This window comes from Rhodobacter sp. P2_H5 (assembly GCF_056403335.1).
Window position 1 is genome coordinate 118,338 of sequence record NZ_JBFUFS010000010.1, and the last position, 20,189, is coordinate 138,526.

Here is a 20,189-nt window from a genome sequence, read left to right on the forward strand (position 1 = left end):
CAGTGCCGGTTGCCCGCGGCCTGCGCCGGCTCACGCGACCGGATCGCCCTCCATCAGCCGAAGGCTGCGGCGCAGGCTGGCGGGGGGGTGGCCATAGGCGCGCAGGAAGGCGCGGCGCATCCGGTCGCGGTCGGCAAAGCCCGTATCGCGGGCCACAGTCTCGATCGGGTGGCGGCCGTCTTCCAGCATCAGGCGGGCCGCCTCCAGCCGGAGCGACTCGACCGCCTTGGCCGGGGATTGCCCGGTCTCCTCGCGGAAGATCCGGCTGAACTGGCGCGGCGAGAGGCTGGCCGCATCGGCCAGCTCCTCGACCGACAGGGGGTTGCGCAGGTTCTCGCGCGCATAAGTCAGGGCGCGTTTCACCCGGTCCGAGCGCGGCTCCAGCTCCAAGAGGGCCGAGAATTGCGACTGGCCGCCGGGGCGGCGGTGATAGACCACCAGCTTGCGCGCGATCAGCCGCGACAGGGCCACGCCGTGGTCCTCCTCGATCAGGGCCAGCGTCAGGTCGATGGCCGAGGACATCCCCGCCGAGGTCCAGATATTGCCGTCCTGGATGAAGATCCGGTCGACATCGACCCGCACCTTGGGAAAGCGCGCCTGCAGCCTTTGGGCATGGGCCCAATGCGTCGTGGCGCTGCGCCCGTCCAGAAGCCCCGCCTCGGCCAGCAGGAAAGCCCCGGTGCAGAGGCCCGCGACACGCCGCGCCTCGCGCCCGGCCCGCGCGATAAACTCGCGCAGGGCAGGGGAGGGCGTGGTCGGCCGCAACTCGCCCGCTGCCATCAGCGTGTCGGGCATGGCGCCAAAGGGCAGCGTCTCGATCCCCGCGTTCATCGAAGAGCGGATCGTGCCGCCATCCTCGGACAGGAGGGTCAGCTGATAACCCGCCTCGCCCAGCTCCTGATTGGCAAATTCAAAGGCGGAAAGTGCGGCAAGTCCCATCAGCTGGAACCCGTTCTCAAGGATCAGACCAACCTGCCGCATACCTGCCCCCGCCGCATGATTTGTCGGTTCAAGCTAATTCGGCCAGGCGGCGCATTCAAGGGCGGGGTCTTGGCGCGAATGGCACCCGGACGCGGGGCAGGGGCGTTGCCCTGCCGACTCCGGGGTCAGCGCAGTTTCAGCCCGTCGATGAAGATGTCGAGCAGGCGCAGCACCTGCGTCTCCCAGCCCGGTTCGACCGGGCGGGCGTAGCAAAGCGCGTACATGGTCTGCAGCAGATCGCCCGAGGTGACATCGGGGCGCAGCGCCCCGGTTTCAGTCGCGCGGCGCAACAGCTGCGCCACCGCCGCGGTCAGGCGGGCCGAAAGCTCGCTGTACATCGCCTTGGATTCGTCGGTCGGCACCACCGCCAGCGCGCCCAGAAGCCCGCGCTTGGTCGCCACCAGCGCCACATTGGCATGAAGCCAGGACCGCAGAGCCTGCACACCGTCGGGCATCGCCTCGAGCTCGGCGGCGAGTTTGATCAGCTGCTCGACCTCATGGCGATAAACCGCCTGAAACAGCGCCTCCCGCGTCGGGAAGTGGCGGTAGAGCGTGCCGATGCCCACTTCGGCCTGACGTGCCACAGCTTCCAGGCTCGCGCCCGGGCCGCCACGGCCCAGCACGTCCTTGGCCGCTTCGATCAGCCTTTCGCGGTTGCGCAACCCGTCTGCGCGCGGCTTGCGCCGGTCGTGATCCACTTGCCCAAAATCCTGTTGCTAAACGGAGGGTGCCTCCGTATAACAATATCACACCGGCGCCGTCGATTCGAGTCCCCGGTTTCAACGCAGAACCCCAAAGACCCTTTTCCTGACCTGACGCCGAAGCGCAGGCCGGGAACCCCATTCATATCACAGCCAATGGAGGATGCATGTCCCACTCCATCAGCCTGACCGTCAACGGTATTGCCCGCGACGTGACGCTCGATGACGCCCGCGTCACGCTGCTTGACCTTCTGCGCGAAAGCCTCGCGCTGCCCGGCACCAAGAAAGGCTGCGACCGTGGCCAATGCGGTGCCTGCACCGTGCTGGTCGACGGGCGCCGGATCAACTCCTGCCTGGCACTCGCCGTCACCCTCGACGGCGCCGAGGTCACCACGATCGAGGGTCTGGCCCAGGGCGACCATCTGCACCCGGTGCAGGCCGCCTTCATCGCGCATGACGGCTTTCAATGCGGCTATTGCACGCCGGGCCAGATCATGAGCGCCGTCGGCCTCATCGCCGAAGGCCAGGCCGGCACCGACCCCGAACGCATCCGCGAGGGGATGAGCGGCAACCTCTGCCGCTGCTCGGCCTATCACGGCATCACCGAGGCCGTCCTGGACGCGAGCCGCCGGATCGAGGCCGAAAATATGAAGGTATCCGCATGAAAAGCTTCGATTATACCAAACCCGCCTCGGTGGCAGAGGCACTTGCCGCCTGGGCGCCGGGCACGGCCTTTCTTGGCGGTGGCACCAACCTCGTGGACCTGATGAAGACCGGCGTGGCCGCGCCCGACCACCTGATCGACCTGACCCGTCTGCCCGGTCTGGACCGGATCGAGGTTCTGGCCGATGGCAGCACCAGGATCGGCGCGCTGGTCCGCAATGCCGACCTGGCCCATGACCCGCAGTTCGCCGGAACCTTCCCGATGGTGGCCGAGGCGCTGTTGTCGGGGGCCTCGGGCCAGCTGCGCAATGCGGCGACGGTGGCGGGCAACCTGATGCAGGCGACGCGCTGCGCCTATTTCCAGGACCCGCATTCCGCCTGCAACCGCCGCAGCCCCGGCGCGGGCTGCGCGGCCATCGGCGGCGAGACGCAGAACCACGCCATCCTCGGCTTCAGCGCCTCCTGCATCGCGACCAACCCTTCGGATTTCGCGGTGGCGCTCGCCGCCCTTGAGGCGGTGGTCGAGGTGCAGGGCCCACACGGTACGCGCGAGATCGCCCTTGCCGATTTCCACCTGCTGCCCGGGGATACGCCCGAAAAGGTGACGGCGCTGCAGCCGGGCGAGCTGATCCTCGCCATCCGGCTTCCCGCCGGGGCGCGCGATTTCGCCGCCTATTCGCGCTATCTGAAGGTGCGCGAGCGGACCTCCTTTGCCTTCGCCCTCGTCTCGGCGGCGGGCGCCATCCAGCTTGAAGGCGGCCGCATCGTGGCCGCACGTCTGGTTCTGGGCGCGGTGGCGGCCAAGCCCTGGCGCAGCGCCGCGGCCGAGGCCCTGCTGATCGGGCAGGCACCGGGCGCCGCGCTGTTCGCCCGGGCAGCCGAGGTGGCGCTTGATGGCGCGGCTCCGTCCGGAGACAACCTCTACAAGATCGAACTGGCCCGCCGGGCCGTGGTGCGGGTCCTGACGCTGGCCGCCGCCGGAACCCCGGCGCGGATGCCCGCCTTTCCCGCCTCGCCGTTTGGAGATCTCGCCCATGTCTGACACAGTGACCTTTCCGACCCGCTTCGGATCGAACTCCGGCCAGTCCTTCTCGCGCCGCGACGGTCTGGCCAAGGTGACGGGCACCGCGACCTTTGCCGCGGATAACCACCCCGAGGGGCTGCTTTATGCCGTCTACGTCCCCGCCACCATCGCGCGGGGCCGGGTGACAGCACTGGATGTGGCCGCCGCCAAGGCCCATCCCGGCGTGGTCGAGGTGATGACACCGCAAAACCGCCCGGCTCTGGCCGGCGACCCCGAATCCAAGCATTTCATGTTCGCCTTCAAGTTCGAGGCCCTGCAGGACGACACCGTCCGCTATGCCAACCAGCCGATCGCCCTTGTGCTGGGCGAAAGTCTGGAGGCCGCGACCGAAGGCGCCCGCCTGCTCAACCCGCAATATGACGCCCTGCCGCCCCGCATCGGCCTGGACGTCGACACAAGATACGAGTTCGAGATCGGCGCTTTCGGCCGCCCTAGCACGACCATCCACGGCGATATCGTCGCAGGTCATGCCGCCGCCGAACTTGCGGTCGATGTGACCTACGAGACGCCCGAGCAGTACCACAACGCGATGGAAACCCATGCCGTCGTTGCCCAGTGGGACGGCGATCACCTGATACTCGACATGCCCAATCAGGCCATCGTGATGTCGCGCGGCGTTTACGGCTATTACTTCGGCATCCCGCCCGAGAATGTGCTGATCCGCAGCCCCTATCTTGGCGGCGGCTTCGGCTCGAAGGCCATCGTCAACGGGCCGCAGGTTCTGGCGATCCTCGCGGCGCGGATGATGGGGCGGCCGGTCAAGATGATGCTGCAGCGCGGCCAGATGTTCGGCCCGGTTGGCCACCGGGGTGCGACGCGGCAACGCCTGCGGATCGGCACCGATGCGGCGGGCCAGATGACGGTCCTGGACCATCACGCGCTGGCCACCACCTCGACCTTCGACGACTTCATCGAAAGTGCCGCCAACGCAAGCCAGGGGCTTTACGCGACCCCGGCGCTGCGTTCTGCCCACAGCGGTGTGCGGGTTGATACCGGCACGCCCGGTCCGGTCCGCGCGCCGGGCGAGGCGCCGGGATCGGCCGCGCTGGAATGTGCGATGGACGAGATGGCCGAGAAGCTCGGGATGGACCCCCTGGCCTTCCGCCTGAAGAACTATGCCAAGACCGAGCCCGGCACCGGCAGGCCCTTCTCCTCGAAAGCCTTGCGCGAATGCTATGCCCAGGGCGCGCAGGCCTTCGGCTGGTCGGCACGCCCGATGAAGCCGGGCCAGATGCGCGACAAGAACGGGCTTCTGACTGGCTGGGGCATGGGCACCGCGATGTTTGCGGCCCCGATGTTTGCAGCTCAGGCCCGCGCCACCCTGCGCCCCGATGGCACCGGCCTGGTAGAGACAGCCGCCGCCGACATGGGGCAGGGCGCCTGGACCGCGCTGGCCCAGATCGCTGCCGACAGCCTTGGCCTGCCCCTGGAGAAGGTGGAGTTCCGCTCCGGCTCATCCGACCTGCCGGATGGCGGGATTGCGGGCGGCTCGGGCCATACCGCGACGGCGGGCAATGCCCTGCATGCGGCGGGCGTGGATGCGGTGCGCAAACTGGCCGAGATTGCCACCGCCGACCCGACCTCGCCCCTGTTCGGCGCGGGCAATGCCGGGGTGGTGGCGCGCGACGGCAGGCTTTACGTCTGGGGTGACGAGGCGCGCTCGGAAAGCTATGCCGAGATCATTGCCCGCGCCGGCGGCTTGCAGGTCGAGGGCACCGGCAGCGGCGGTCGTTCGCCCGAGGCCGCGGCAGGACATGCGATGTATTCACATGGCGCGGTCTTTGCCGAGGTCAAGATTGACCCGGAACTCTACCAGATGCGGGTCACCCGTCTGGTCGGCGCCTTCGCGGCGGGGCGGATCATCAACCCCAAGCTGGCCGAAAGCCAGCTGATGGGCGGTATGATCTGGGGCATCTCCTTTGCCCTGCACGAAGAGGCGCGCTTCGACGCCCGCACCGGGCGGATCATGAATGCCGATCTGGCCGGCTACCATATCCCGGTGAATGCCGATGTCACCGGGCTGAAGGTCATCACGGTGCACGAGGATGACCCCCATGTGAACCCGCTGGGCATCAAGGGCGTGGGCGAGATCGGCATCACCGGCACCGTCGGCGCCATCGGCAACGCGATCTGGCACGCCACCGGCAAGAGGGTCCGCCACTTCCCGATCCGGATTGCGGATCTTCTGGGCGGGGTGTGATCTGCCGCAGGCCCGGGGCATGCCTGTCCCGGGCCTGCACGCGGTGCCCGGCCACGCCGGATCACCGGCAGGTGTGCCACCTCGCGCCGCGGTCTCCCGACCATGGGCACGATCCTGACCCTGCGGTCAGGGCCGTTCCTCCTCCAGCAGGCGGGCGAGGATCATCTGTTCGTAATGCGCCACCTCGGGCGTACCGTGGCGGCGCGGGCGCGGGATCGGGATGCTGACATCCAGTGCCACCTTGCCCGCTTCCAGCACCACGATGCGGTCGGCCAGAACCACGGCCTCGGACACGTCATGCGTCACCAGAACCGCGGTGAATTTCTGCGCCTGCCAGATCCGGCCCAGCAGGTGCTGCATCTCGATCCGGGTCAGCGCGTCCAAGGCGCCAAGCGGTTCGTCCAGCGCCAGAATCCCCGGCTGGCCGACCAGCGCCCGCGCCAGGGCGACGCGCTGCCTTTGGCCGCCCGACAGGACGGCGGGCCAATCCTCGTCACGCCCCGCAAGGCCCACTTCGGCCAGCATGCCCTGCGCGCGCAGCCGCGCCTCGGCACCCGAAGTGAGGCCGGTCAGGCCCACCGCCACATTGTCCACCACCCGCGCCCAGGGCAAAAGGCGCGGCTCCTGGAACATCACGCGGGTCGCCGTCTGGCCGATCGGCACCGGGGCGCGTTCGATCTTGCCGCCATCGGGCTGGTCCAGCCCCGCCAGAAGCCGCAGAAGCGTGCTCTTGCCGCAGCCGCTCTTGCCGATGATGGCGAGGAACTGGCCCTGGCTCACCTCCAGGTCGATGCCGGTCAGCACCGATTTCGCGCCAAACCTGCGCGTCACGTCGCGAAAGGCAAAGGAGGGGGTCTTGGGAAACGCACTGATCACGGACATCTCTGGCCCCCTTTTCATGAACGGACGGTCTGAAAGGCGGGATGCCATTTCAGGCTGGCGCGCTCCATCGCACGGGCCAGGCTGTCGGCCAGCTTGCCCAGAAGCGCGTAGATCAGGATGGAAAGCACGATCACGTCGATCTGCAGGAACTCGCGCGCCTGCATCGCCATGTAGCCAAGGCCCGAGGTGGCCGAGATCGTCTCGGCCACGATCAGCGTCAGCCACATGATGCCGAGCGCATAGCGCAAGCCGGTGAAGATCGCGGGCAGCGCCCCGGGCAGGATCACCCGGCGCAGCAGCGTGCCGGGGCCCATGCCATAGGTCCGGCCCATCTCGATCAGCTGGGGATCCACACTTTGGATGCCAAGCAAGGTGTTGACATAGATGGGGAAGAACACGCCAAGCGCCACAAGGAACAGCTTGGCCTCCTCGCCGATGCCGAACCACAGGATGACCAGCGGGATCAGCGCCAGATGCGGCACATTGCGGATCATCTGCAGCGTGGTGTCGGTCAGATCGCGGCTCTGGCGCGACAGGCCATTGGCGAAGCCGAGGGCCAGGCCGATCGCTCCGCCGATCGCAAAGCCCGACAGGGCGCGCCAGGTGCTGATGCCGATGTTGGCGAGGAGTTCCCCTGACAACAGCAGGTTCCAGAAGGCCACAAAGACCTGGCTCGGCGCGGGCAGGACGTTGGCGGTGATGAAGCCGGCCCGGCTGAGGATCTCCCACAGGGCGAGGATCACGGCGGGCAGGATCCAGCCCGTCAGGGCCGGAGAGCGGAGAGAGGTCATCGTGGGCAATCCTGAAAGGGTCCGGCCCGCCCGCCGAGGAGGAAGAGGGGAGGTGCCGGACCCGTTGCGGTCAGCTGGCTTTCCAGACGGCGTCGGCGATCTTCACGTCTTTGGGCACCAGGCCAAGCGCGAAGAAGCGGTCGGCGGTCGCCTGCTGGCTGGCCACGATGGCATCGGTGATCGGGTAGATGCCAAAGGTCGCGCGGCTGACCGCCAGCTTGCTGGCATCAAGCGGCACCTTGGTCACAGCGGCCACGGCCTCGGCCACCTGATCGCGGTTGGCATCGGCCCAGGCCGCGGCCTCGCCGAGGGCTGCGATGGTGGTGGTGATCAGGTCGGCGTTGTCCGCCGCGAAATCCTTGTTGGCCAGGAAATAGGTGTTCACCTTCAGCACATCCGAGGTCCGCGACAGGATGGTCAGTTTGTACTTGGTCTCGGCAATCGCAAAGAACGGGTCCCAGACCGCCCAGGCCACGACCTGATCGGCGGCAAAGGCCGCTGCCGCATCGGCAGGACCCAGATAGACCACCTCGATATCGGCCAGCGTCAAACCGTTCTTCTCCAGCGCCGCGATCAGCGAGTTATGGGCGGAGGTGCCCTTGCCCACCGCGACCTTCTTGCCCTTCAGATCGGCAATCGTCTTGATGCCGGAGGCTTCCTTGGCAAAGACCGCCTCTCCCGCGCCGTTCGAGGGCAGGGCGGCGGTGTAGACGATGGCCGCCCCTGCCGCCTGCCCGAAGATCGGCGGCGCGTCGCCCGTCCAGCCCACATTGATCGCGCCGACGTTCAGCGCCTCGACCAGCGGTGGGCCGGCGGGGAATTCGACCCATTCCACCTTGATGCCCTTCGGCTCCAGCGCCTTTTCGATCACGCCGAGCTTCTTGGCGATCACCGGCAGGTTGGTCTTCTGGTAACCGACCTTCAGAACCGTGGCCTTTTCGGCCCGGGCCGCAAAGCCCAAAGCGGCCGTCACCGCCAGCACGCTGGCCCCGAAGGCGCGTCTTGTCACAAGCGTCATCTGTCTCTCCATTGTCCGGCAGGCTGGGGTATCGCCTGTTTGTGAGATAAATCTCTATTAATATGGTAGATATTGTCAAGTAAGAGGGATTGAGTGTGGAGACGGGGAGGGGCGCCTGGGGGGATTCCGCTAACATACTGGCTTTAAATGCGAAATTTAATCCGGCGCGGCCGGGGCCCCTGCGCCTGGGAAATGGCATTCTGCCGGCTGGCAAAGATCGGAATGCGCGCTCTGCCGGGTGGACCTAGAAGAGCGGCGAATTTCCCGCCCGTCGGTCCTGCAGGACCAGATCGCTCAGCTTCTCGCCGATCATGATGGCGGGGGCATTGGTGTTGCCCGAGACGATCTCGGGCATGATCGAGCAATCGGCGATCCGCAGCCCCGTCAGCCCATGCACCCGCAGGCGCGCATTGACCACCGATTCGGGGCCGGTGCCCATTTTGCAGGTGCCGGTCGGATGGTAGATCGTGGTCGCGGCATTCCGTGCCCAGTCGAGCAGCGCGGCATCGTCTTGCGCTTCGGGGCCGGGGCGCAGCTCAGCCCTGATCTTGGCATTGAGGGGCGCAAATCCGGCGATCTGGCGGGCGATCCTGATGCCGGCGACCAGCGTCCTCTGGTCGGTTGGCGTTGCGAGGTAGTTCGGGCTGATCAGGGGATGCACCTCGGCGCGGGGCGCCCGCAGGCGGATCTCGCCCCGGCTTTCGGGGCGCAATTGGCAGACCGAGGCGGTGAAGGCGGAATAGGGATGCACGCCTTCGCCGGGGCTGTCGGCGCTCCAGGGTTGAATGTGGAACTGGACGTCGGGGGTATCCAGATGCGGGGAAGTGCGCAGGAAGCCTGCGGCAAGGCTCGCCGCCATCGCCATCGGCCCGCGGCGGTTCAGGGCATAGTGCAGCGCCATGGCGGCCTTGCGCCAGGGGCTGCGCACCTCGTCGTTCAGGGTGGGTTCGGTAGTGGAAAAGACCAGCCGCGCCTGCAGGTGGTCTTGCAGATTGCGCCCGACGCCGGGCAGATCGGCCACGACCGGCAGCCCCATGCCCTGCAGATGCGCTGCCTCGCCGATGCCCGACAGCATCAGGATCTGCGGCGAGCCGATCGCGCCGGCGCAAAGGATCACCTCGGCCCGGGCACTGACCCGCCGTTCCATGCCAGCGGCATCGCGGTACAGCACCCCGGTGACGCGCCGCCCCTCCGCCGTCAGGCGCTGAACATGGGCCCGGGGGGTGATTTGCAAATTCGCGCGGTGCTTGACCGGATTCAGGTAAGCCACGGCGGCGCTGCAGCGCAGGCCCTTGAGGGAGGTCAGCTGGAAATACCCGACGCCCTCCTGATCCGGGCCGTTGAAATCGGGGTTGAAGGGGTAGCCTGCTGCCTGCGCCGCCGCCACCCAGGCATCGCAGATCGGCCGCGAGACCCGCGGGTCCGACACGCTAAGGGGGCCGTCGCCGCCGTGATCCGCACTTGCGCCACGCTCCTGATTTTCAGCGCGCAGGAACAGGGGTTTGACATCGTCCCAGCCCCAGCCCGCATTGCCCTGCTGGCGCCAGTGGTCATAGTCCTGGCGCTGCCCCCGCACATACAACAGCCCGTTGATCGAAGAGGAGCCGCCCAGTACCTTGCCCCGCGGCCAGGCCAGGGAGCGGCCGTTCAGGCCGGGGTCGGGCTCGGTCCGGTAGCACCAGTCCACCGCCGGGTTGTGCATGGTGCGAAAGTAGCCGACCGGGATATGGATCCAGGGGTTGGTATCGCGGCCGCCGGCCTCCAGCAGGATGACCCTGACGGAAGGGTCCGCGCTCAGCCGGTTGGCCACGACGCAGCCGGCGGAGCCTGCGCCCACGATCACATAATCCGCCACCTGTTCGTCCATCGGCCCCCACTCCCGCCCCCCGCCCGCGCTGACACGCGGGGTAGGGGCCTATTCTATCAGCCTGCGACCAAAGCGCATGGCCTATTCCGCTGCGGCAAGCGTCTGATGCCGCAGGATGCGGGCTGCGGCCTGCCGCGCGATGTGTTCGGCCCAGGTGATCACCTCGGGCACGCCCATCAGTTCCCCCACCGTGCCACGGGCAAGGGGGCCCGCGATCAGGATGCTGCCGTCCGGCTGGCCCTCGGCAGGCAAGGCATGGCCAAGGGGCGAGGTGTGGAGGCCAAGGCCCAACGGGTCGGGCGCCAGAAGGCCAAGCTGCGCCAGCGCCGCCAGCACGGGGGTGGTCTCGATGACCGACCCATGCGCCGGCCCGGTGGCGAGGATCACCCGGTCCACCGTGACGGGAAAGGTGATCCGGCTGTGCCGTTCGACCACGCGCAGCTCGATCGGCGCGCCGAGGCGGAGTTTGCTGATGCGCGCGGCGAGATGGACAAGCTGGCCCTGACGCTGCATCCGCTGGCCCGCCTCTTCGGTCTGCGGGGCGATGCGGAAGCGGTGCACGTCCCACAGCGCCCGCAGATGGCGCAGAAAGCGCCGCCGCTCGGGCAGGGGCAGGGCGGCCCAGATCGCCGGACCCTGGGCGCGCAAGCGGTCAAAGACAGCGTGCCAGGTCAGGCCTTGCGCCGCATCGGCGTCCAGCGCCCGTCGCACGTTTTGCAGCAGCTGCAAAGCGGTCCGCGCCGGGTCGCGGGCGAAATCGGCCGTGGTTTCGGCCTGCCGCGGCCCATGCTCGCGCGAACGCCAGCCGTGCCGCGACAGGGCGGTGACCTGGCCGCGGTGGCCCCTGCGCTGCAGGGTGGCGATGATGTCGGCCGAGGTCAGGCCATTTCCGAGGATCAAAAGGCGCGCGTCCGGGTCAATCCCGTCCAGCGCGCCGGGCGCCAGCGGGTCGGTGATCAGCGCCGGATCGCCCGTCAAGGGCGCCAGCTCGCGCGGGAGCGCGGCCTTGGGGTGACTGGCGGCCAGCACCAGACAATCGGCGCGCAGGTTCGCGCCATCCGACAGCTGCAGATCATAGCCAGCATTGCGCGTGACCCCGGTGACCTCGGCCTGCAGATGCCGCACCCGGCCCGCCGCCAGCAGGGGGGCGAGATGGGCTGCCACATAGGTGCCAAAGACGGCGCGGGGGGCGAAGATCTCGCCATTCAGCCGCGCCGCGCCGGGCGGCAGGCTCGGCGCCCCGGGCGAGGCGAGCCAGAGCTGGAAATGGTCCATCCGGTCGCTGCGCAGGCTCATCTTGTGGTCGGGCACGTTCAGGCGGTGGTCGGGGTCGGCGGCGGAATAGGCCAGACCCCGACCCAGTTCCGCCCGGGGTTCGACCACCACCAGATCCACCGATCCGGGCGGCAGGAGGGCGGTGAGGTGATAGGCCACCGCCGCCCCCGACAACCCGCCGCCGATCACGGCAAGGGTGGGTTTTTCCGTCATTGCGCGGCCTGCAACTTCGGCTTGTGGTCACCCGCGACGGTCTCGCCAAAGGGGCCCATGTTGACCTGCAGGTCGCGGCGCGGGATCGGGTGGTTCAGGGGCAGAAGCGGCAGGACCTGTTCGCCAAAGCTGTAGGCCTCTTCCAGATGCGGGTAGCCCGAGAAGATGAAGCTGTCGATGCCGATCCGGCGGTATTCGTCGATCCGCTCGGCCACGGTGGCCGGATCACCCACCAGCGCCGTCCCCGCCCCGCCGCGCACGAGGCCGACCCCGGCCCAGAGGTTGGGGCTGATCTCCAGCTTGTCGCGGCGCCCGCCGTGCAGGGCGCTCATCCTGGCTTGCCCGACCGAATCCATCCGGGCAAAGACCTTCTGCGCCTCGGCGATCGTCTGGTCGTCGAGGCGTGAGATCAGGCGGTTGGCGGCGGCCCAGGCCTCGGCCGTGGTCTCGCGCACGATCACATGCAGGCGGATGCCGAAGCTGACTTCTCGGCCCTCACGTTCGGCATGGGCGCGCATGGTGGCGATCTTTTCGGCCACCAGCGCTGGCGGCTCGCCCCAGGTCAGGTATTTGTCGACATGCTTGGCCGCGACGCGGAACCCCGGCTCGGAGGAGCCGCCGAAGTAGAGGTCGGGATAGGGCTTCTGCACGGTGGGATAAAGCACCCGGCCATCCGCGATGTCGAAGTGCTTGCCCTTGTGGTTGACCGTCTCGCCGCGCAGCAAGGCGCGGTAGATGCCGAGGAATTCATCCGTGATTTCATAGCGTTCGGCATGGGGCAGGTTGATCCCGTCGCCGCGGTTTTCCGCCGGATCGCCGCCGGTCACCACGTTGATCAGAAGCCTGCCGTTGGAAATGCGGTCCAGCGTGGCGGTCATCCGCGCGGCCAGCGTCGGCGATTGCAGCCCGGGGCGGACGGCGACAAGGAACTTCAGCCGTTCGGTCTGCGGGGCGAGGGCGGAGGCCACGACCCAGCTGTCCTCGCAACTGCGGCCGGTGGGCAGCAGCGCGCCATAGAAGCCCAAGCTGTCGGCGGCCTTGGCGACCTGCGTCAGATAGGCCAGATCGACCGGACGCCCGCCTTCCGAGGTGCCGAGGTAGCGGCTTTCGCCATGGGTCGGGATGAACCACAGGACGTTGATTTTGCTGGGGATATTCATGTCAGCTCCAAGCGTGGAAGGGGGGATTGACCCCGTTCAGGTAGTAATTGCCGAGGATCGCGTATTTCCAGCGCACCGGGTCATGCAGGGTATGGGTGCGGGCGTTGCGCCAGTGGCGGTCGAGGTTGTGCTCGCCAAGCGTCGAGCGCGTCCCGGCCAGTTCGAACAGCTTGTTGGTGGCGAGGATGGCGATTTCGGTGGACAGAACCTTTGCCTCTGCCGTAGCGATCTGCGCCTTGGCGACGCTTTCCGCCGTGGGCTTGGCGACCGCTTCGTCAATCGCAAGGCTGGCGAGGTCCATCAGGGCCGCCGCCGCATTGGCCCGCAGTTGCAGATCGCCGTAAGCCTGAATGGTGTAGGGGTCCTGCGAGGCGTGATCGAGGCCGGAATCCACCCAAGCCCGGCTGCGGTGCAGGACAAACTCTTTCGTGTCCTTGATCGCGGCGCGGGCAATGCCAAGGTCCACCGCGACCTGGATCACCTGGAAGATCGCGCCATCGGCAGAGGGTTCGGCATAGCCCTTCCAGCCCGGCACCAGATGGGTTTTCGGCACTTTCACATGGTCAAGGATCACCGTCCCCGACAGGGTGGTGCGCTGGCCAAAGCTCGACCAGTCGTCGATCACGCTGAGGCCCTCGGCCCCGCGGTCGGCAATCGCGTACCAGGCGCGACCCTGATCATCCAAAGCGACGATCGGCACCAGATGCGCCAGCAGCGCGCCCGAGGCGTAGAACTTGCGCCCCGTCACCTCGACATGATCGCCGTGGTCGGTGAACTTCGTCTCGAAATCCACCGCGCGCTTCGATCCGAACTCGGAAAAGGCATTGCCAAAGCGGGTGCCCTTCAGCACTTCGCCGAACAGCAGCGCCTTCTGCGCCGGGTCCGACACGGTGTTGATCGCGGCCACCACGCCCAGATGGTTCTGCGGAACCTGACCCAGCGAGGGGTCGGCTTCGGAGATGATCGCGATCACCCGGTTGAGCGTCACATAGGACAGCCCCGGCCCGCCGTATTCTTTCGGCACGTTGATCGACCAGAGGCCCGATTGGGAAAAGGCGTCGAGCTCTTCCTTCGGCCAGATCCGGTTGCGATCCCGCTCCGAAGCGCCCTTGGCGAAGTCGGCGGCGAGTTTGTGCGCGATTTCAATCGCTTCCGCGTCGGTCTTGATCTTATGTGCCAGGCCTTGCGGGCGGGCGACCGGCGGGACCGGGGTTTTCGGCGTGTCATGGATGGTCATGGGTCAGATCCTTTCCAGGGTAAGTTCCGGGGTTTGGCTGCCGCCGAGATAAAGCGCGCGGATATCGGCGCGGGCGGCGAGGTCAGAGGCGGGGCCGGCCAGCGCCGAGCGGCCATTCTCGATGACCGTGGCGTGGTGGGCGTATTTCAGGGCGATGGAAGCGTTCTGTTCGGCCACCAGCAGCGTCAGCCCGGTGTCGCGGTTGAGCCGGGCTAAGGCCTCGAAAATCTCGGCCACGACGAGGGGGGCAAGGCCCATCGAAGGCTCGTCCAGCAGGAAAACCTCGGGCCGCGCCATCAGCCCGCGCCCGATCGCGGCCATCTGCTGCTCACCGCCCGAGGTGAGGCCGGCGAGCGAACGCCGCCGCAGCTTCAGCTTGGGGAAGAGGTCATAGATCTGCTCCAGCGTCTCGGCGATCTGCGCGCGGTCCAGCCCGCGCCCGATGGCGCCGGTGGTCAGGTTCTCCTCCACGCTGAGCGATTTGAAACAGCGCCGCCCCTCCAGCACCGGCACGAGGCCATTGCGGATGTGCAGCGCGGGGCTGTCACTGGTCACGTCCCGGCCCTTGTAGGTGATCCGGCCCGCCGTCACCCGGCCACGCTCGGCCGGCAGAAGGTTGGAGGCGGCCTTCATAAGCGTGGTCTTGCCCGCGCCATTGGCGCCCAGAAGCGCCACGATCTCGCCCTTACGGACCTGCAGGCTCACGCCATGCAGCGCCTTGATGGCGCCGTTATAGGCGGCGGAAACCTGTTCGAATGCGAGGATGACCTCTGACATGTTCTTCTTCCCGAGGTGGGGGCGGCCCAGACACAGGGCCGCCCGGAGTTCTACTGGGTGACCTTGTCGGCCTCTTCCGCGGTGCGGATCGGCAGACCCTTTTCCTTGGCATAGGCCTCGGACGACTTTTCGATGATCGGGCGCAGCAGGGCCCAGTCGGGGGCGATCCAGTCCGAGACGACCTTCCACTTCTGGCCATCCCATTGCTGGAAGGTGACGTAACCGTCGCCCTCGTGGTTGTCGTAGGTCACGTTGATCGAATGGAAGAGGTTCTCGGCCCCCAAAGCCTTCACACGTGCGGGATCAAGCTGCAGGTGTTCGAAGCCCCAGCGCACCTCGTCCCCGGTCAGGGTACGGTGGCCGAATTTTTCCTGCGCAATCCGGATCGCCTCGACGTTGAGGATGCCGTTGACGATGCCGAGGTTGTGGTAGACCGAGCCGATGCGGCTTTTGTCCTCCAAATTGCCCTTGCCCGCGTCATAGACCGTCTTGATGATGTCCTGCAGCACCGGATACTGGTTGCCCGAGGCTTGCGTGGTGATGGCGGTATAGCCGATCGCCGCGTCGCCGGCGGGGCGCACATCCTCTTCCGAGTTCGACCAGACGTTGCCGACGATATGGTCGGCGGGAAAGCCGTTCCTTTGCGCCGTGGTCAGGGCCACCGGGTTCATCACGCCCCAGCCGCGCAACACGACCCAATCGGGCTTTTCGCGCCGGATCTGCAGCCATTGCGCGCTTTGTTCGTTGCCGGGATGCGGCACCTCGATCTGGTCCAGCGTGAAGCCGTATTTCGCGGCCAGAAGCTCGTAGATCGGGATGGTTTCCTTGCCATAGGGCGAGCCGTGGTAGAGGACCACGATCTTCTTGCCCTTCAGGCTGTCCAGCCCGCCTTCCTTGCCCGCGATGTAGTTGATGATGCCCGAGGTCTCCGAATAGGGGTTGAGGAGCAGCGGGAAGACGTAGGGGAAAACCCTGCCGTCGGTCGTGTCGGTGCGACCGTGGTTGATGGTGATCAGCGGCGTCTTGTCCGTCGTCACCCCGTCGATCATCGCATAGGCGATGCCGACGGACAGCGGGTTCCAGGCGGCGGTGTCGGCATGGCTTTTCTGGCGCTGGTAGCATTCGACGCCTTTTTCCACTGCATATTCCGTCTCGCATTCATCCCAGGTCAGCTTGACGCCGTTGACGCCGCCATCGCGGATGTTGATCAGGTTCAGATAATCGATGAAGCCACCGAAGAACCCGGTGCCGCCCGCCGCATAGGGGCCGACGCGGTAGGATTGCAGGGGGAAGTACTGCTCATCCGCGTGGGCGGGGGCCACGGTCAGAAGGCCGAGCGCCAGGCCCGCCGCGGCGATGTGTTTCAGGAAAGCCATGATAACTCCGTAGGTTGGATGGGTTCAGCCCCGCCGCAAAGCCCGGGTGATGCGGTCCAGGATGGCCGACAACCCGTTGGGTTCTGCGATGAGGAAAAGGAGGATGAGGACGCCGAGCACGATCCGCTGGATCAGCTCCTGCATGCCGCTGTCGATCAGGCCGCCGAGGGCCAGACCGCCGAGGCGCGACAGGACCAGCGGGAAGACGACGATCAGGGCAGCACCAAGGAAGGCGCCCCTTATGGTGGCCAGCCCGCCGATGATGATGATGAAAAGCACATCGAACGACCGGTCGAGGTCGAAGCCCGCAGGCTCCACCGTGCGCAGATAGGCGAAGGCCCAGAGCACGCCGGCCACCCCGATGATCGCCGAGGACAGGGCGAAGGCCACCAGCTTGGTCTGCAGGACCGGCACGCCGATCACGCGGGCCGCCGTCTCGTTGTCGCGCACCGCGATCAGGTTGGCGCCGAAGGGCGTGCGGGTCAGGACCCAGGTGAAAAGGGTGATCAGGCTGACCGTGGTCAGGGCCAGAAGATAGCGCCCCTCGGTCCCGTCAAGGCTGACGCCGAAGAGAGAGAGTGCCGGAGCCGAGATGATGCCCGAGGGGTTGTTGTTGGAAAACCAGCCGAACTTGGTCAGCGCCCATTGCACGAAGAACTGCGCGGCAAGCGTTGAAACCGCAAGATAAAACCCGCGCAGCCTGAGGCTCGGCAGGCCGAAGACCAACCCCACCGCCGCCGCCGTTCCCGCGGCCAGAAGCATCACCACCGGCAAGGGCAGGCCGGGCAGGCGCAGGGTGAAGTTGTAGGCCGCAAAGGCACCGACCGCCATGAAGGCCGCCGAGCCGAGCGAGACCTGCCCGCCAAAGCCGGTCAGCAGGTTCAGCCCCACTCCCGCCAAGGACAGGGCGAGAAAGGGCAGGAGGATCGCCTCGATCACATAGGGCGAGGCAAAGCGCGGCACGACCGCGAAGGCCACGACCAACAGCGTGGTCAAGGGCCAGAACCTGTTCAGTTGCAGCGGTGCGGCTTCGGTTTCAGCAAGATGCGACATCAGAAGCGCTCCACGAGTTTCTGGCCGAACAGGCCTTGCGGACGCACCAGCAGCACCGACAAGGCCACGACATAGGCAAACCAGCCCTCGATCCCGCCACCGACGAAGGGGCCGAGATAGACCTCGGCCAGCTTTTCAGAGGCGCCGATCAGAAGCCCCGCCACGATGGCGCCAAGGATCGAGTCGAACCCGCCCAGCACCAGAACCGGCAAGGCTTTCAACACGATGAGCGAGAGGGAGAATTGCACGCCCAGCCGCGCGCCCCAGAGAAGGCCTGCGACAAGGGCCACGATACCGGCGGCGGCCCAGACGGTGGCCCAGATCCGGTCCAGCCGCAGCCCCACCGCAAGGGCCGCAAACTGGTCATCCGCCACGGCGCGGAAGGCCAATCCCGTGCGGGTCCAGCGGAAGAAGGCCGTCAGCCCCGCCACCAGCGCCGCCGCAATCCCCGCCGCCACCAGATCGAAGGTCGAGATGAAGACCCCCGCGACCTCAAATGGCGCGTTGGAGATGCCAAGGTCCAGCCGGTGCACCCCGGTGCCCCAGACCAGCTGCGCCGCGCCCTCGATCACATAGGACAGGCCCAGCGTCGCCATGAACAGCGTCATGGGCGAGCGGTTGGCGAGCGGGCGCAGCACCGTGCGTTCGATCGCAAAGCCAAGTGCTGTCATGATCGCCGCCGTCACCGCCAGGGCCAGCGCAAAGGGCACGCCGCGCTCCACCAGGCTGACGAAAGTCAGCGCGGCGAAAAGGACCATCGCCCCTTGCGCAAAGTTCAGGACGCCCGAGGTCTTGTAGATCAGCACAAAGCCAATCGCGACAAGGGCATACATGACACCGGACAGAAGCCCGCCCAGCGTGACCTCGATCAGGAAAAGGACATCATCATAGGACATCAGGCGGCCACCCCCTCGGCATCCTGGCCCAGATAGGCGCGGATCACTTCGGGGTCGTGCTGCACCTCGGCGGGCGTGCCGTCGGCGATCTTGACGCCGTGGTCCAGCACCGCCACCCGGTCCGACAGGCCCATGACGACGCCGATGTCATGTTCGATCAGCACCACCGCCAGCCCCAGCCGGTCGCGGGCGGCGCGGATGTGGTGGGCCATCTCGGCCTTTTCGGTGGCGGTCATCCCGGCCATCGGCTCGTCCAGCAGCAAAAGGCGCGGCTCGGCCACCAGGGCGCGGGCCAGTTCGACGCGCTTTTGCAATCCATAGGGCAGGGTGGCGACAGGCCGGCCCAGATGCGGCAGAAGGTCCAGCGCCCCGGCCACTTCGGTCACGCGGGCCGCGACATCCGCGGCCTCGGCCCTTGCGGCGGGCAGGTGCAGCACCTGCGCCAGAAGCCCGCTCTTGCGCCGGAAGGTCAGGCCGGCGGCGATGTTGGCCGCCACCGTCAGGCCGGGAAACAGGGCGAGGTTCTGGAAGGTCCGCGCCACGCCCAGCCGGGCCAGATCCTGCGGCGGCACATGGGCGAAGCTTTTCCCGCCCACGACCAGACTGCCGGCATCCGCCTGATAAAGCCCGGAAATCACGTTCAGGACCGAGGATTTCCCCGCCCCGTTCGGCCCGATCACCGCCCTGATCTCACCCGGGGCGACGTGGAACGAGACATGGCGCAGGGCGCGGATGCCGCCGAAGGACAGGCTGATGCCGCCCATGGCCAGCGCGGTGCCGGTCATCGCCATCGGATGGGGGGGAGCATAGGCGGCAGCAATCGCGGCCTCCTTCAGGGTGGCCGAAGCCGCCGTGCGCAACGTGACGCCCGTCATTTTCGTCTTCCTTCGGTTGGGGTTAGGGGCGGCCTATTCGGCCGCCACAGCGGGTTTGGCCGCCTGGTCGCGCTGCGCCTCCAGCTGGCGGACCAGCGGGATGACGTGGCGCCCGAAGAATTCGACCTCTTCCTGGAAGTGCAGGAAGCCCAGAAGGATCAGGTCGGCGCCGGCATCCTTGAGCGCAAGGATGCGTTCGGCAATCTGCTCTGGCGTGCCGATCAGGTTGGATTTGAAGCCGTCGTTGTACTGGACGAGGTCGGCAAAGCTCGACTTGGCCCAGTTGCCCTCGCCCTCGGGGCTGGATTTGCCGGCGTTCTTCACCTCATGGGCAAAGCCTTGCACGGCTTCGGGATTGGCCTTGGCCACGATCTCGTCCACCACGGCGCGGGCTTCGGCCTCGGTCGGCCGCGCAATCGCGAAAGCGTTGATGCCGACCTTGACGCGGCGGCCCTCGGCCTCGGCCTTGGTGCGGATGTCATCGACCTGGGCCGCCAGACCCTCGGGCGTGTTGCCGTTGGTGAAGTACCAGTCCGAGACCCGCGCCGCCATGTCGCGCGCCGCCCGGCTGGAGCCGCCCTGAAAGATCTCGGGCTGCGGATCGACCGGTTTCGGTTTCATCGTGTAATTGGTGAAGCGGTAGAAATCGCCCTTGAAGGTGAAATCGTCCTGACCCCAGATGCCGCGCAGCGCCCGAATGAACTCTTCCGAACGGCGATAGCGTTCGTCATGGTCAAGCCAGGGCTCGCCGATGGCATGGAACTCGCCACGGAACCAGCCGGAAACGACGTTGATCGCGATGCGCCCCTTGCTGAGGACCGAGATGGTGGCGATCTGCTTGGCGGCCAGCGCCGGGTTCCACGGGCCGGGCAGCAGGGCTGCGATCACCTTCAGCTTGTCGGTGGCCTGCAGCAGGGCCTGGCTGAAGGACACCGGCTCGTGCTGGCTGTCCGCACCATAGCCCGCGGTAAAGCGGATCTGGCTCAGGGCATAGTCAAAGCCCGCGGCCTCGGCGATCTGCGCCAGTCTCACGTTGTATTCAAGGCTCCAATCCGTGCGCTGCTCGATGTTCGAGATCACAAGGCCGCCCGAGACATTGGGCACCCAATAGGCGAATTTGACGGGTTCGGTCATGAGGGA

18 protein-coding genes are annotated in these 20,189 nt (G+C 67.1%); 3 read left to right on the forward strand and 15 right to left on the reverse strand.

The features are described from left to right. Nucleotides 1-30 precede the first annotated feature (30 nt). Both AC1DVR_RS14880 and AC1DVR_RS14885 read right to left on the reverse strand, forming a co-directional pair. Entirely contained in the window at nt 31-981 is a 951-nt protein-coding gene (locus tag AC1DVR_RS14880) for a GlxA family transcriptional regulator (RefSeq protein ID WP_478001376.1), read from the reverse strand. Between the two features lie 125 nt (nt 982-1,106). Next, nucleotides 1,107-1,679 (reverse strand): TetR/AcrR family transcriptional regulator, encoded by a 573-nt coding sequence (locus AC1DVR_RS14885; protein ID WP_478001377.1) that lies wholly within the window; start codon nt 1,677-1,679, stop codon nt 1,107-1,109. A 170-nt stretch (nt 1,680-1,849) separates the two neighbouring features. Here AC1DVR_RS14885 and AC1DVR_RS14890 point away from each other — a divergent pair, with 170 nt between their 5' ends. Genes AC1DVR_RS14890 through AC1DVR_RS14900 form a run of 3 tightly spaced genes read left to right on the forward strand, consistent with a single transcriptional unit; the run spans nt 1,850 to nt 5,629 of the window. Next, nucleotides 1,850-2,347, forward strand: coding sequence for a (2Fe-2S)-binding protein (locus AC1DVR_RS14890; protein WP_478001378.1), 498 nt, complete (start codon nt 1,850-1,852; stop codon nt 2,345-2,347). Next, on the forward strand, nt 2,344-3,387 hold the full coding sequence (locus AC1DVR_RS14895) for an FAD binding domain-containing protein (RefSeq protein ID WP_478001379.1): 1,044 nt from the start codon (nt 2,344-2,346) through the stop codon (nt 3,385-3,387). The genes AC1DVR_RS14890 and AC1DVR_RS14895 overlap by 4 nt, the downstream gene beginning before the upstream one ends. Beyond that, complete coding sequence (locus tag AC1DVR_RS14900) at nt 3,380-5,629, forward strand: xanthine dehydrogenase family protein molybdopterin-binding subunit (RefSeq protein WP_478001380.1); 2,250 nt, start codon at nt 3,380-3,382, stop codon at nt 5,627-5,629. Before AC1DVR_RS14895 ends, AC1DVR_RS14900 begins: the two co-directional genes overlap by 8 nt. 126 nt (nt 5,630-5,755) lie before the next feature. Here the strand turns inward: AC1DVR_RS14900 and AC1DVR_RS14905 are convergent, their stop codons facing one another. From AC1DVR_RS14905 to sfnG, 13 genes are all read right to left on the reverse strand, one after another. Beyond that, nucleotides 5,756-6,511: an ABC transporter ATP-binding protein gene (locus AC1DVR_RS14905; protein WP_478001381.1), complete on the reverse strand. Its 756-nt coding sequence runs from the start codon at nt 6,509-6,511 to the stop codon at nt 5,756-5,758. 14 nt (nt 6,512-6,525) lie between these two features. Then, the gene (locus tag AC1DVR_RS14910) at nt 6,526-7,302 is read right to left on the reverse strand and encodes an ABC transporter permease subunit (protein WP_478001382.1); all 777 of its coding nucleotides are present in this window, start codon (nt 7,300-7,302) and stop codon (nt 6,526-6,528) included. 70 nt (nt 7,303-7,372) lie between these two features. Next, nucleotides 7,373-8,320 carry an aliphatic sulfonate ABC transporter substrate-binding protein gene (locus tag AC1DVR_RS14915; RefSeq protein ID WP_478001383.1) on the reverse strand — a complete coding sequence of 316 codons (948 nt, stop codon included), beginning with the start codon at nt 8,318-8,320 and terminating at the stop codon, nt 7,373-7,375. A gap of 244 nt (nt 8,321-8,564) precedes the next feature. Continuing rightward, complete coding sequence (locus AC1DVR_RS14920; protein WP_478001384.1) at nt 8,565-10,187, reverse strand: GMC family oxidoreductase; 1,623 nt, start codon at nt 10,185-10,187, stop codon at nt 8,565-8,567. Between the two features lie 81 nt (nt 10,188-10,268). Next, nucleotides 10,269-11,675 (reverse strand): FAD/NAD(P)-binding protein, encoded by a 1,407-nt coding sequence (locus AC1DVR_RS14925; protein WP_478001385.1) that lies wholly within the window; start codon nt 11,673-11,675, stop codon nt 10,269-10,271. Beyond that, nucleotides 11,672-12,835 (reverse strand): FMNH2-dependent alkanesulfonate monooxygenase, encoded by a 1,164-nt coding sequence (gene ssuD / locus AC1DVR_RS14930; protein WP_478001386.1) that lies wholly within the window; start codon nt 12,833-12,835, stop codon nt 11,672-11,674. Before ssuD ends, AC1DVR_RS14925 begins: the two co-directional genes overlap by 4 nt. A 1-nt stretch (nt 12,836) precedes the next feature. After that, nucleotides 12,837-14,072 carry an SfnB family sulfur acquisition oxidoreductase gene (locus AC1DVR_RS14935; RefSeq protein ID WP_478001387.1) on the reverse strand — a complete coding sequence of 412 codons (1,236 nt, stop codon included), beginning with the start codon at nt 14,070-14,072 and terminating at the stop codon, nt 12,837-12,839. 3 nt (nt 14,073-14,075) lie between these two features. After that, nucleotides 14,076-14,849: an ABC transporter ATP-binding protein gene (locus AC1DVR_RS14940; RefSeq protein ID WP_478001388.1), complete on the reverse strand. Its 774-nt coding sequence runs from the start codon at nt 14,847-14,849 to the stop codon at nt 14,076-14,078. Between the two features lie 50 nt (nt 14,850-14,899). Next, complete coding sequence (locus AC1DVR_RS14945; protein ID WP_478001389.1) at nt 14,900-16,225, reverse strand: ABC transporter substrate-binding protein; 1,326 nt, start codon at nt 16,223-16,225, stop codon at nt 14,900-14,902. Nucleotides 16,226-16,249: 24 nt separating this feature from the next. Continuing rightward, nucleotides 16,250-17,278 (reverse strand): branched-chain amino acid ABC transporter permease, encoded by a 1,029-nt coding sequence (locus AC1DVR_RS14950; protein ID WP_478001390.1) that lies wholly within the window; start codon nt 17,276-17,278, stop codon nt 16,250-16,252. Continuing rightward, nucleotides 17,278-18,174: a branched-chain amino acid ABC transporter permease gene (locus tag AC1DVR_RS14955; protein ID WP_478001391.1), complete on the reverse strand. Its 897-nt coding sequence runs from the start codon at nt 18,172-18,174 to the stop codon at nt 17,278-17,280. Before AC1DVR_RS14955 ends, AC1DVR_RS14950 begins: the two co-directional genes overlap by 1 nt. Continuing rightward, the gene (locus AC1DVR_RS14960; protein WP_478001392.1) at nt 18,174-19,049 is read right to left on the reverse strand and encodes an ABC transporter ATP-binding protein; all 876 of its coding nucleotides are present in this window, start codon (nt 19,047-19,049) and stop codon (nt 18,174-18,176) included. The genes AC1DVR_RS14955 and AC1DVR_RS14960 overlap by 1 nt, the downstream gene beginning before the upstream one ends. Nucleotides 19,050-19,082: 33 nt before the next feature. After that, complete coding sequence (gene sfnG / locus AC1DVR_RS14965) at nt 19,083-20,183, reverse strand: dimethylsulfone monooxygenase SfnG (protein WP_478001393.1); 1,101 nt, start codon at nt 20,181-20,183, stop codon at nt 19,083-19,085. Nucleotides 20,184-20,189 lie beyond the last annotated feature (6 nt).

Excerpts from the sequence above, each read along its gene's own strand:
- AC1DVR_RS14880 (WP_478001376.1), bottom strand. The coding sequence starts at position 981 with ATGCGGCAGGTTGGTCTGATCCTTGAGAACGGGTTCCAGCTGATGGGA.
- AC1DVR_RS14890 (WP_478001378.1), top strand. The coding sequence starts at position 1,850 with ATGTCCCACTCCATCAGCCTGACCGTCAACGGTATTGCCCGCGACGTG.
- AC1DVR_RS14895 (WP_478001379.1), top strand. The coding sequence starts at position 2,344 with ATGAAAAGCTTCGATTATACCAAACCCGCCTCGGTGGCAGAGGCACTT.
- AC1DVR_RS14900 (WP_478001380.1), top strand. The coding sequence starts at position 3,380 with ATGTCTGACACAGTGACCTTTCCGACCCGCTTCGGATCGAACTCCGGC.
- AC1DVR_RS14905 (WP_478001381.1), bottom strand. The coding sequence starts at position 6,511 with ATGTCCGTGATCAGTGCGTTTCCCAAGACCCCCTCCTTTGCCTTTCGC.
- AC1DVR_RS14910 (WP_478001382.1), bottom strand. The coding sequence starts at position 7,302 with ATGACCTCTCTCCGCTCTCCGGCCCTGACGGGCTGGATCCTGCCCGCC.
- AC1DVR_RS14915 (WP_478001383.1), bottom strand. The coding sequence starts at position 8,320 with ATGACGCTTGTGACAAGACGCGCCTTCGGGGCCAGCGTGCTGGCGGTG.
- AC1DVR_RS14920 (WP_478001384.1), bottom strand. The coding sequence starts at position 10,187 with ATGGACGAACAGGTGGCGGATTATGTGATCGTGGGCGCAGGCTCCGCC.
- AC1DVR_RS14925 (WP_478001385.1), bottom strand. The coding sequence starts at position 11,675 with ATGACGGAAAAACCCACCCTTGCCGTGATCGGCGGCGGGTTGTCGGGG.
- ssuD (WP_478001386.1), bottom strand. The coding sequence starts at position 12,835 with ATGAATATCCCCAGCAAAATCAACGTCCTGTGGTTCATCCCGACCCAT.
- AC1DVR_RS14935 (WP_478001387.1), bottom strand. The coding sequence starts at position 14,072 with ATGACCATCCATGACACGCCGAAAACCCCGGTCCCGCCGGTCGCCCGC.
- AC1DVR_RS14940 (WP_478001388.1), bottom strand. The coding sequence starts at position 14,849 with ATGTCAGAGGTCATCCTCGCATTCGAACAGGTTTCCGCCGCCTATAAC.
- AC1DVR_RS14945 (WP_478001389.1), bottom strand. The coding sequence starts at position 16,225 with ATGGCTTTCCTGAAACACATCGCCGCGGCGGGCCTGGCGCTCGGCCTT.
- AC1DVR_RS14950 (WP_478001390.1), bottom strand. The coding sequence starts at position 17,278 with ATGTCGCATCTTGCTGAAACCGAAGCCGCACCGCTGCAACTGAACAGG.
- AC1DVR_RS14955 (WP_478001391.1), bottom strand. The coding sequence starts at position 18,174 with ATGTCCTATGATGATGTCCTTTTCCTGATCGAGGTCACGCTGGGCGGG.
- AC1DVR_RS14960 (WP_478001392.1), bottom strand. The coding sequence starts at position 19,049 with ATGACGGGCGTCACGTTGCGCACGGCGGCTTCGGCCACCCTGAAGGAG.
- sfnG (WP_478001393.1), bottom strand. The coding sequence starts at position 20,183 with ATGACCGAACCCGTCAAATTCGCCTATTGGGTGCCCAATGTCTCGGGC.